Here is a 12,252-nt window from a genome sequence, read left to right on the forward strand (position 1 = left end):
TTCTTCTATTAAAAATTAAGGTTAAGTCCAATCATAAACACGCGAGGACGCGGATAAATATTATTATCAATACCTTCACCGCTAATTTCCGGATCAATACCGTCATACTTAGTGATAACAAACGGATTCTGTACCGTTGCATAAACACGGGCACTCTGACGATTATTGAACAATTTATTAAACGTATATCCCAAAGAGATGTTATCCATTCTCAGGAATGAAGCGTTCTGAACATAATAGCTGGAACGACGACGGGCATCTTTAAAGTCCGTATAAGTAGCGCTTGTTACACGATTCTTCAAAAATCCCGTATTATCGAACATTTCCGAACCACCCCATGACTCACGGTTTGATTGTACATTGTTATAAGCATAGTTGCCAATACTTGCGCGCAAAGCAAAGGAGAAATCCCAATTCTTATAGGAAAGTTGAGAGGTCAATCCCATGAATACATCCGGAGCAGACTTTTTATAAGCGATTAAGTCTCCGTCATTATCTTTCTCTCCTACTTTTCCGTCACCGTTATGGTCTACGTAAGCACCTTCGATAGGTTTACCATTCTGGTCATAAATCTGTTCAAACACATAAAATGAGTTATACGGATTATTAACAGCATTAATCATTACATTATATCCTGTACCACCATCAATACCACCATGAATAACACCCACATAGTTAGGATCATCATTGATAGTCATCTTTGTAATTTCATTTTTATTGTAAGAGATGTTATAGCCTATTGTCCACTTCCAGTCTTTCGTAGTAATGGCATGTGCGTTTATTGTAAATTCCACACCTTTATTTTCCAATGTACCTACATTGGTCAGCAACTGGTTACTGAAATTTGTTCCGGCGGCGATAGCTACCGTATTCAGCAAATCCTCTGTTTTACGATAATAGAAATCCAAAGCACCGGTAATACGTCCATTCAAGAAACCGTAATCAATACCTGCATTCCAAGTAGTAGTTTCTTCCCACTTCAGATTCTTATCATATGCCAATGGAGCAATCAGACTATATTGAGTATCACCGAAAAAGTAACTTGCACCGGCCTTACTATCCATATAACGTGGTAAATAAGGATAATCACCATTATCCAAATTCTGCTGACCTGTTACACCATAGCCCAAACGCAACTTCAAATCGGACAAGAAATCAAACTTTTTCATAAAGGTTTCCTCATTAATCTTCCAAGCCAAAGCCACAGACGGGAAAAGTCCCCAACGATTATCCTTGTTAAATCGGGAAGAACCATCCTCACGCAATGTGAATGTCAACAAGTAACGATTCATTAAAGAATAGTTCAAACGTCCGAAGAACGAAACCAAGTAATTTTCAGTTTCATAACTGTCACCATCTTTATATTCTTTCTTTCCTTCTATTTCAGCTTGTGCCGCAGAATAAGGATAAGAATTCTTTTCGCTTTTGTAGAAGTGTTGCCATGAATAACCGGCCATCACATCTATATTATGTATTCCAAAATCTTTTGCATAATTCAAATAGAAATCCAGCAATAAGTTACGCTTCAACTGACTGTAATGAGAGTTATCCCCCCACCCTTGTTTGTAGTTACCACTACACCAAGTCATGGGAGAATTATCTTCGATAATAACATCACCTTTACTCTTTGAGATATCATAACCCAAATTCAAGTTGGCACGGAGTTCCGGCAGGAAATGCATCTTATAATCAATCTGCGCATTACCGATACTTCTATATACGGTAGACTCATCATGTTTTTGTTCGAGCATAGCAACCGGATTAGCCAATGCAATACCAATAGGTTTATTATCGGAAGCCATAGCCATATAATAACCGTTACCATAATCGGAATTTGACATGTACACCGGTTGTGTAGGATCGTATTGAGTAGCCAGACCGATTGCAGCCTTATCTGCAAAACGATTTGTATTATACACACCTTTCACATTCAAATTAATATTCAACTTCTTATCAAAGAAAGTCGGATTCAAATTAATTGCACCGGTCAGACGTTGCAGATTAGAGGTTTTCAAGATACCATTTTCATTTGTATATGCAACAGATACACGGTAAGGCATATTAGGAATAGAGCCTGAAACGCTTACATTATGATCGGTACTGAAAGCTGTACGGAAAATCTCATCCTGCCAATCTGTAGAAGCTTTTCCCAAAGCTGCGTATTGGTTACTTTCCTTTCCGTATTTATCCTCTACAAAAGCACGGAACTCATCAGCACCCATTACATCAACAGTCTTTGTTTTCGTACTAATGGAAAATGAACCGTTATAAGAAACTCTCGGTTTGCCGGACTGTCCTTTTTTCGTAGTAATAATAATAACGCCATTGGATGCACGCGAACCATAAATAGCCGTTGAAGAGGCATCCTTTAGAATAGTAAATGTCTCAATATCATTAGGGTGTATAGTAGCCAACGGATTTGACATACCATTCACCCCCTCATTATCCACAGGTACGCCATCAATTACAATCAACGGATCGTTGCTGGCTGACATTGATGAACCGCCGCGTACACGAATCGTAGCGCTGGCTCCCGGAGCACCGCCATCGGTAATGACACTTACACCGGCAGCTTTACCAACCAAAAGGTCGGAAGCAGAAGTTGCAGCACCCTTTACCATCTTTTCTGCGTCGATTGCTGTTACCGAACCTGTCAGGTCATTTTTCTTCACCGAACCGTATCCGATTACAACTACCGCATCCAATAATTGCGAATCATCTTCCATTGTCACTACTACAGAAGGAGCCGCAAGTACTTCCTGACTTTTATAACCGATAAAAGAAACTACCAAAGTAGCTCCCTTGGGAACCGTTAACGTAAAATTACCATCCAAATCCGTAATAGTACCGTTTGTGGTATTTCCTTTTTCCACGACATTAGCACCAATCACACCACCTAAAGCATCTTTCACATGCCCTTTCACCGTGATGTTCTGTGCATAAGCGCCAACTGACAAGAATAGCCCTAATAACAAGGGAAGAATCGTTCGATAGATTCTAAGATTAACTTGCTTCATGCATTCAAAAATTAAAGTTAACAATATTAATTATCTATAGTATATTCAAAAAACGTTTCAGTATATTAACATTATTGCAGAACGTACTTCAAATACTTTATTATGATACAACAAATGTATGCCATATTATCGAGTAAGAAACACAGATACTGCAAAAAGTGCAGCAAGAAGAATGCAAACGATTGCATCATATTTGTGGTCTGATACGCAGTGACAGCGAACAAAAAGAAGGGAATAGCTGTTGCAAGCCATAAAAGGAAACACGCCAACAATAATATAAAAACCGTCTTACTCCGGATTCAGTTGACAATTCCAATAATCAACTAAATCCGGGATAAGACGGTTTTGCCTGCACTCGAATACTGTTTATTCCCCTGCAACAAAAGAAACAGGGCAAATTAGCGCTGTGTACCGGCAGACAATACGATTTTTCCTGTCCGCAGACCTTTGGCTTTGGCTTCAAAAACAATCTCACCGGATTGCTCCGTACTCTGCACAATAGCCGTCAACTGTCCATTGAAAGCGGGCATCTTGGGCAAGTGGAAAAGGTCGAGGCTGGTGGCGTCACCATTAGCGGCGGCGCGATAACGGCCGGCTCCCTTCACAGAGAAAGAAACAAGACGATTGTCGGACGGACAAAGATTACCGTCTTTATCGACAACACGGACCGTGATATATGCCAAATCTTTGCCATCGGCAACAAGTCCGGTACGGTCTGCCACCAATTCCAGATGATGAGGCTTGCCGGCGGTATAGACTGTTTTTTCCTCTACCGGTTTGCCGGCAGCATCATAGGCTACAACTTTCAGTTCGCCCGGTTCATAAGGAACATCCATCCACATCAGGCGGTAGCGACGCTGCAAGGCAAGCGAGTCTTTACCCTGCAAGGCTTCACTCTCTCCGGCTGTAAGTTTACGCTGCTTGCCGTAGCTCTTACCATTGATAAAAAGCTCTGCGCCGGGATAGTTGGTATAAACGAAAACGGGAGTATTCTCTCCTTCCCTGCCCGGCCATGTCCAATGAGGAAGGATATGCAGCGTATTCACATTCTTGTTCCAAATGCTGCGATACAGGTAATAACGGTCTTTAGGCAGACTTGCCAGGTCTATGATACCGAATACGGAGCTATGGCTGGGCCAGGAATCCGTATCGTATGGAGAAGGTTCACCCAAATAGTCGAAACCAGTCCAGACAAACTGCCCGATAGTCCAGTCATAATCATCAGCCAAGGCAAAGTCCACATCGGGGATATTAGACCAATAGCAACACTCTACGTCATATCCCGAACATTGATGGTCGTCATACCGCACACTGGCACGCTTCTCCACCGGAAATTTATAGACGCCGCGTGAACTGACGGTAGAAGCAGTCTCCGAACCCAGAATGATATTTTGCGGAAGCGCATTATAGGATTCTACATAACGGTGAGCACGATAGTTAAGACCGGGTACGTCTATCATGGCGGCAAATCCGTTTTCCAAGACACAAGACACCTGATCCATACCGCAGGTAACAGGACGCGTAGGGTCTTCACGATGGCATATATCCTGCAGGAACGAAGCGACTTTATAACCTTCCGGACTGCATTGCGTAGGCACTTCATTGCCAATGCTCCACATTACCACACTGGCATTATTACGGTAATGACGCAACATATTCACCATGTCCCGCTCCGCCCATTCGCCAAAGTAGCGGTGATAACCGTTTTCACATTTGGCAATGTCCCATTCGTCAAAAGGCTCTATCATCATCATAAAGCCCATCTCATCACAAAGCTCCACTAATTCCGGGGCCGGCATATTGTGTGAGGTACGGACTGCATCGCAACCCATATCCTTCAACAGCGTAAGCTGGCGGCGAAGGGCGGCTACATTGACAGCAGCTCCCAAAGGTCCTAAGTCGTGATGATTGCAGACGCCCTGAAATTTACGGTGCTTGCCATTCAGGAAGAAGCCTTTGTCGGCAACAATCTCTATGCTGCGAATACCGAAGCGGGTGATGTATTCATCCACCTGTTTACCGTCTACGTATATTTTGGAAGATGCCTTATATAAATAAGGTGTCTCCGGCGACCATAAGGCGGGACTGTTTACCAGAAAATTCTGTTCGAAAGGTCGGCCGTGATTAATCTTACCTGTATTATCTTTTACGGCAACCACCTTACCGTCCGGCGATACAATCTCCGTTACCACACGGATATTATTTTCTCCCGCATTGGCTATCTCCGTGCGCAGACGTACGGAAGCGTATTCGGAAGATACGTGCGGAGTAGTGAGTTGCGTGCCCCACACCGGAACATAGATACGGTCTGTTGTTACTACACGTACATTGCGATACAGTCCTGCACCGGGATACCAGCGGGAAGACTGCGGTTTGTTCTCCAGGCGAACCGACAACACATTATTCTTACCATTCTCATTCAGCAGTTCCGTAACGTTGCAATGGAAAGAATTATAGCCAAATGGCCAAAAGCAGGCTTCTTTCCCATTGACGTACACACGGGCTTCACTCATGGCTCCGTCAAAAACCAGCGTTGCCTGTTTGCCGGCAGGAACATCGAATTTCGTACGATACCAGCCAACGCCCACGTACGGCAGTCCGCCGGAACGCCCTGTCTTAACGGATGCCTTCTTCTCAAAATTCTGTGTAATGGCAACATTCTGCAAATCGTTGTTGCGGTCGAAAGGTCCGAAGATAGCCCAATCGTGCGGTACGCTGACAGACTCCCACTTACTGTCGTCAAACTCCGGCGATACGGCCCCGGTTACATCACCCTTAGTAAATTTCCAATTCTTCTCAAGCAAAAATTCCGAACGCTGTGCTTGTATCATAGCAGACAGGAAAAGCCCGCAACCTACAATCAACATTCGTAAAGTCCCCAAATTCATGCAATTCATAGTCGTAAATTATTTTTCTGCAAATATAGAAAAATTGCGGCTACTCCGGTCTGTCCCATCAATAATTAGTCAAAGATAATGAATATGCAATCGTTTGCATTTATACTTAACCCGATTGCTGTCAACAATAAAGCATTTATTCCGAGATTCCCCTATTTTTGCAATCGCATCGGAGAAGCTAAAATAAGCAAGTTCATTTTGTACCGCTTTCGGCTTGCATTATCTTTAAAATAAGATAAGCCGCACTCAGCATTAAAAATAAGCAAGCATATTTTGTACTGCCTTCGGTTTGCATTACCTTTGGCTGAAAAAGAAATAATACTCATGAACAAACCGCAGATAACTATCAAGGATATTGCCCGGGCGTTGAATGTCTCTCCTTCCACCGTATCGAGAGCGCTCAAGGACAATCCGGACATCAGCCGGGAAACCCGTGACCTCATCCATGCCTACGCGCGCGAACATAATTATAAGCCCAATGTACTTGCCGTCAACCTTCGTTCAAGCCGCAGCAACACGATTGGCGTGATTGTGCCCCAACTGGTGCATCACTTCTTTTCGTGCGTGTTGAGCGGTATCGAAACGGCGGCGGCCGAAGCCGGTTACAATATAATCGTGGCGCAAAGCAACGAATCGTACGGGCAGGAAGTAAAAATAGTTCATTCTTTTCTCGCCGCCCGTGTCTGTGGCGTCATTGCATCTCTTGCCAAGAATACGGAACAATACGATCATTATCAGGAACTCTTAAATAATAATATTCCGATTGTTTTCTACGACCGCATCTGTACCGGACTGAAGACGGAGCGAGTAGTGGTCGACGACTATGCCGGTTCGTTTGCCGCTGTGGAGTACATGATTCAGACAGGATGTAAACGCATCTTCTTTTATGGAGCCGATCCGCATCTTGAAATTACCAAGAACCGGCGTAACGGTTATCTGGATGCCATGAAGAAATACAAGGTTCCCGTAGACGACAGCATGATTAAGCTATGCGACAATCGCGAACGCGCCATTGCCATAACACCCGATTTGCTGGAAAGCGACAACCGCCCCGACGGATTCTTTGCGATTAACGACGAAACGGCGGCAGGCATATTGTATGCCTGCAAGCTGGTGGGACTAAAAGTACCGGACGAGGTTTCTATCTGCGGATTCACCGACGGAGCCATCGCCCAAAGTACCGACCCGAAACTGACAACGGTGGAGCAGCATGGAGAGGAAGTCGGCAAGAGCGCATTCGGCATCCTTACCGACAAGCTGGAAGGGAGTGAGGAGAAAAGCACCAATAAGATTGTACGGACGAATCTGGTGGTGAGGGGAACGACGAAATAATGAATTATAACTAATATCATAAAAAACAAAAGAACAATGAAAGTAAAACCCGATTTAAGTTTCTGGAAACTGTGGAACATCAGCTTCGGTTTTTTTGGCGTACAGATCGCGTATGCCCTGCAAAGCGCGAATATCAGCCGTATATTCTCCACTTTGGGAGCTGACCCGCACAGTTTGAGTTATTTCTGGATATTACCGCCGTTGGCAGGTATCATAGTGCAGCCTATTGTAGGAGCCGCCAGCGACAAGACCTGGACGAGATTCGGACGTCGCATTCCTTATTTATTCATCGGTTCGCTGGTTGCGGTGCTCGTCATGTGCCTGCTGCCCAATGCGGGCAGCTTCGGCATGGCGGTAAGTACGGCCATGATTTTCGGTCTGGTATCGCTGATGTTTCTGGACACCTCTATCAATATGGCGATGCAACCGTTCAAGATGATGGTAGGCGATATGGTGAATGAGAAACAGAAAGGACTCGCCTATTCCATTCAGAGTTTCCTATGCAATGCCGGCAGTCTGGTGGGGTATCTGTTCCCGTTTATATTTGCGTGGGTGGGCATCAGCAATACGGCGCCGCAGGGGGTAATTCCCGATTCTGTAATCTATTCGTTCTACATCGGAGCCGCTATCCTGATATTCTGCGTTATTTATACAACGGTCAAAGTCAAGGAAATGCCGCCTGCGGAATATGCCGAGTATCATGGCATCACAGAAGAACAGGAACATGAGAAAGTCAATATGCTGAAGCTGCTGGTTAAAGCGCCGAAAGCCTTTTGGACGGTAGGACTGGTGCAGTTCTTCTGCTGGTTCGCTTTTATGTTTATGTGGACATACACCAACGGCAGCATAGCCGCAAATGTTTTTGACGCACCGACCGTTGAGCACACTGTAAACGGAATCACTAAAATAGTTCTTGACACCAAGAGCCTGCAATATCAGGAAGCCACCAACTGGGTAGGCGTACTGTTTGCCGTACAAGCCATCGGCTCTGTACTTTGGGCGGTCTGCATCCCTATGTTCAAAGACCGCCGCTTCATTTACGCGCTGAGCCTCGTGTTGGGCGGCATCGGCTTCATATCCACTTATTTTGTACACAGCCAGTATGTGCTGTTCATCTCTTTCCTGCTGATAGGTTGCGCATGGGCCGCCATGCTGGCGCTGCCTTTCACCATCCTGACCAACGCCCTGTCCGGCGGACACATGGGCACATACCTCGGACTGTTCAACGGAACCATCTGTATCCCGCAAATCGTGGCAGCGGCATTAGGCGGAAGTATTCTGGCACTGTTTACGCCGAAAGGAATGCTTCCCCCGGAAATAAACATGCTGGTAATGGCGGGTGTGATGCTCATTATCGGAGCCGTCTGCGTATATTTGATAAAAGAGACCAAAGGAGAAAGGTCGTAAACCGACCCTTCTCCGAACATACCGTGGAAAGGATGTCGGTCACTCACCGATGAACATATCCTTCCTCACCGACCGACGCCCCGTTCCTCACCGATGAACGGGGCGTTTCTTTTTCCCGCATCTTATTTGTTTATCCTTTTATTTGTTTATCTTTACACCGATAACACAGAAAAAGACTGCCATGAAGAAATACCTTAAAACTGACGAATGGAATATTATAGAAGATAGTTTTCAAGCCGACCGCATGCGATGGTCGGAAAGCATATTCAGTCTTGGGAACGGCCGTTTCGGACAACGGGGATATTTTGAAGAGCCATACAGTAGCGACAGCTATCGCGGCGCATTCGTGGCAGGCATCACATTTCTGGACAAGACCCGTGTAGGCTGGTGGAAGAACGGTTTTCCACGGTTCTACACACGCATTCCCAATGCTCCGGACTGGAGCCGTATCAGCCTGCGCCTTATCGATGAGGAGCTGGATTTGGCTCAATGGGATGTAGACAGTTTCAACAGACGCCTCGACATGAAAACAGGTATCTCCTATCGGGATGCGGAAGTCACCTCTCCGCGAGGAAACAAGCTCCGTCTGCACGTGGAACATATCACCGACATGGCTCATCCCAACCTCTGCCTTATAAAATATAGCGTTACGTCCGTCAACTACACAGGCAAGATTTCCCTCGTGCCTACTTTCGACGGCGACATCGTGAACCAAGCCGAGCATCCTGACGAAAAGATTTGGAATATCCTGCGCTCCGGCACCACCAGCGATTGCGCCTATCTGTGGACGCAGACCAGACGGGAAGACGCGCAAATATGCTATGCCATGACCTATCGGTTTTTCAAGAACAATAAAGAGACATTCGCCAACCCGATACGTATCGAAAAAGAAAAGCAAACCGGATTCAGCGTAGGTGTAGAAGTGAAACCGGGTGACACCGTAACGCTCATTAAATACATTGCCATCGCATCGTCCCTCTATTATGAGCGGCAGGACTTGATAGAAGCGTCCGTCTCGGAAGCCCGGAAAGCCCGGAGTACGGGTTGGGATGTTCTGGTGCAGGAGCACCGGCAAGCCTGGCAGGAGATATGGAACGAAACCGACGTTATCATCGAAGGAGACCCGGAAGCCCAGCAAGGCATACGCTATAATATCTTCCAACTCTACCAGACATACCGGGGAGACGACCCTCGGCTGAATATCGGCCCCAAAGGTTTCACCGGAGAAAAGTACGGCGGAAACACTTACTGGAATACCGAATTGTGTTGCGTGCCCTTCTTCCTGCTTTCCACTCCGAAGAAGATTGCCGAGAACCTGCTGATGTACCGCTATAAACAACTGCCTAAAGCCATTGAGAATGCCCGTAAGTTAGGATTCGGCAATGGAGCCGCCCTCTTTCCGCAAGTCACCAGCAATGGAGAGGAGTGTCACAGCGAATGGGAGATTACCTTTGAAGAGATTCACCGGAACAACATGATTGTCTATGCCATTCTGCAACACTCCACCCTCACAGGCACACTGGATTACATCGCCCGCTACGGACTGGAAGTAATGATAGCCATCAGCCGCTTCTGGAGCCAACGGGTGTCTTTCTCACAATCCAAACAGCAATACGTCATTTTGGGAGTTACCGGACCCAACGAATACGAGAATAACGTAGACAATAACTGGTACACCAACTACTCCTGCATGCGCTGTCTCAGAACCACCCTCAGTTTCCTTGAAATCATCGCACGGCAATACCCCGACGAATACGCCCGCATACGCCGTATCACCCGTCTGAACTATACGGAAGAGAGCGAACGCTGGCGGGATATTATCGAACGGATATATCTGCCGGAAGACCCGGAACGCGGTATCTTCGTGCAAAACGACGGTTATATGGACAAAGTTCTGCAAAGCGCCGATGCCATTCCCGATGGCGAGCGCCCCATCAACCAGTACTGGTCGTGGGATCGTATCCTGCGTTCCTGTTACATCAAGCAGGGTGACGTTCTGCTCGGGCTATACCTCTATTATTTCAACTTCGACCGGGAAACCATCCGCCGTAACTTTGAGTTCTACGAACCGATGACCGTGCACGAATCGTCCCTTTCCCCGCATATCCATTCCATTCTTGCCGCACGCATCGGAAAGGTGGAGAAAGCGTATCAATTATTCTTACACGCCACCCGCCTCGACCTGGACGACTACAACAACGAAGGAGACCAGGGACTGCATATCACCAGTATGCCGGGCAGTTGGCTGGCTATCGTGCGCGGGTTTGCGGGATTGCAAATACTGAACGACACACTCAAGATAGAACCCGTCATACCGGAGAAATGGAGCAGTTACTCGTTCAAAGTGAACTACTTAGGCAATACGCTGCATATACAGGTAAGCAAAGAGATAAAAATCAGCCTGACCGCCGGAAGCCAACTGAACATACAGGTATATCAAAACGTTTATGAATTAAGACAAGGGTTGGCTTTGACCGTCAACCTCAAAGACTTGTCTTAATCGGAATAAATGAAGAAAATGTATCTGTTCGCCTTGGCGGTGACGTTCATCATTACGTCCTGCGGGCAAAAAAAGAGGGAAGAAACCACCCTCGTTCGACCTGTGAAAACCGCTACCGTACGTTCACAGTCAGTCATTCTCAAGGATTTCTCCGGCATGGTAGAAGCGGTGGAATATGTGAAACTGGCATTCCGTGTCAGCGGACAAATCATCAACCTTCCGGTAGTGGAAGGACAAAGGGTAAGGAAAGGACAACTGATCGCCGCCATCGACCCCCGGGATATCTCCCTGCAATATGCCGCCGACAAGGCTGCCTATGAAACCGCTGCCGCACAGGTCGAGCGCAACAAGCGTCTGCTGAGCCGCCAGGCCATTTCCTTGCAGGAGTATGAAATCAGCGCAGCCAATTATCAAAAGGCCAAATCCGCCTACGAGTTATCCACCAACAATATGCGGGATACAAAACTGCTCGCCCCTTTCGACGGCTCCATCGAAAAGCGTCTGGTAGAGAACTATCAGCGTGTCAATTCGGGAGAGGGGATCGTACGGCTGGTAAATACGCAGAAACTGCGTATAAAATTCACCGTACCCGATGATTACCTGTATCTGCTTCGTGCCAAAGACGCCACGTTCAAAGTGGAGTTCGATACTTATAAGGGTACGATATTCAACGCCAAACTGGAAGAATATCTCGATATTTCAACAGACGGTACGGGCATCCCGGTTACCATCACCATTGACGACCCAGCTTTTGACCGTGCCGTATATGATGTGAAGCCCGGATTTACCTGTAACATCCGTCTCGCCTCGGACATCGCCCCTTTCATAGAGGAAAAGCTGATGAATGTACCGCTAAGCGCCGTATTCGGCGACAGCGAGAACAAGAACACCTATGTATGGATCGTGAAAGACAACAGGGTAAGCCGTCGCGAAGTAACCGTATATTCACCGACCGGTGAAGCCAATATTCTCATCTCCAAAGGGCTGAAACCGGATGAAACCGTCGTTATCGCCGGAGTATACCAGCTCGTAGAGGGGCAGAGAGTAAAAGAGGTAGAGTAACAGCCTTTCCCCTATCACTTTATAACTTTATCACCCT

6 protein-coding genes are annotated in these 12,252 nt (G+C 46.4%); 4 read left to right on the forward strand and 2 right to left on the reverse strand.

The annotated features are described in order from the left end of the window. Window positions 1-8 precede the first annotated feature (8 nt). Both I2F54_RS10255 and I2F54_RS10260 read right to left on the reverse strand, forming a co-directional pair. Entirely contained in the window at window positions 9-3,017 is a 3,009-nt protein-coding gene (locus I2F54_RS10255; RefSeq protein WP_009122417.1) for a SusC/RagA family TonB-linked outer membrane protein, read from the reverse strand. Window positions 3,018-3,415: 398 nt separating this feature from the next. Continuing rightward, entirely contained in the window at window positions 3,416-5,884 is a 2,469-nt protein-coding gene (locus I2F54_RS10260; RefSeq protein WP_195501162.1) for a glycoside hydrolase family 2 TIM barrel-domain containing protein, read from the reverse strand. Between the two features lie 354 nt (window positions 5,885-6,238). Here I2F54_RS10260 and I2F54_RS10265 point away from each other — a divergent pair, with 354 nt between their 5' ends. From I2F54_RS10265 to I2F54_RS10280, 4 genes are all read left to right on the forward strand, one after another. Further along, window positions 6,239-7,246, forward strand: a complete 1,008-nt coding sequence (locus I2F54_RS10265; protein ID WP_039950921.1) for a LacI family DNA-binding transcriptional regulator — start codon at window positions 6,239-6,241, stop codon at window positions 7,244-7,246. A gap of 36 nt (window positions 7,247-7,282) precedes the next feature. Continuing rightward, window positions 7,283-8,653: an SLC45 family MFS transporter gene (locus I2F54_RS10270; protein ID WP_195501126.1), complete on the forward strand. Its 1,371-nt coding sequence runs from the start codon at window positions 7,283-7,285 to the stop codon at window positions 8,651-8,653. Window positions 8,654-8,834: 181 nt separating this feature from the next. Continuing rightward, on the forward strand, window positions 8,835-11,153 hold the full coding sequence (locus I2F54_RS10275; protein WP_195501127.1) for a family 65 glycosyl hydrolase domain-containing protein: 2,319 nt from the start codon (window positions 8,835-8,837) through the stop codon (window positions 11,151-11,153). Window positions 11,154-11,162: 9 nt separating this feature from the next. After that, window positions 11,163-12,215: an efflux RND transporter periplasmic adaptor subunit gene (locus I2F54_RS10280; RefSeq protein WP_195501128.1), complete on the forward strand. Its 1,053-nt coding sequence runs from the start codon at window positions 11,163-11,165 to the stop codon at window positions 12,213-12,215. The last annotated feature ends 37 nt before the right edge of the window (window positions 12,216-12,252 follow it).

The organism is Bacteroides clarus, from assembly GCF_015555825.1.
Taxonomy (GTDB): Bacteria; Bacteroidota; Bacteroidia; order Bacteroidales; family Bacteroidaceae; genus Bacteroides; species Bacteroides clarus.

Excerpts from the sequence above, each read along its gene's own strand:
- I2F54_RS10255 (WP_009122417.1), bottom strand. The coding sequence starts at position 3,017 with ATGAAGCAAGTTAATCTTAGAATCTATCGAACGATTCTTCCCTTGTTA.
- I2F54_RS10260 (WP_195501162.1), bottom strand. The coding sequence starts at position 5,884 with ATGTTGATTGTAGGTTGCGGGCTTTTCCTGTCTGCTATGATACAAGCA.
- I2F54_RS10265 (WP_039950921.1), top strand. The coding sequence starts at position 6,239 with ATGAACAAACCGCAGATAACTATCAAGGATATTGCCCGGGCGTTGAAT.
- I2F54_RS10270 (WP_195501126.1), top strand. The coding sequence starts at position 7,283 with ATGAAAGTAAAACCCGATTTAAGTTTCTGGAAACTGTGGAACATCAGC.
- I2F54_RS10275 (WP_195501127.1), top strand. The coding sequence starts at position 8,835 with ATGAAGAAATACCTTAAAACTGACGAATGGAATATTATAGAAGATAGT.
- I2F54_RS10280 (WP_195501128.1), top strand. The coding sequence starts at position 11,163 with ATGAAGAAAATGTATCTGTTCGCCTTGGCGGTGACGTTCATCATTACG.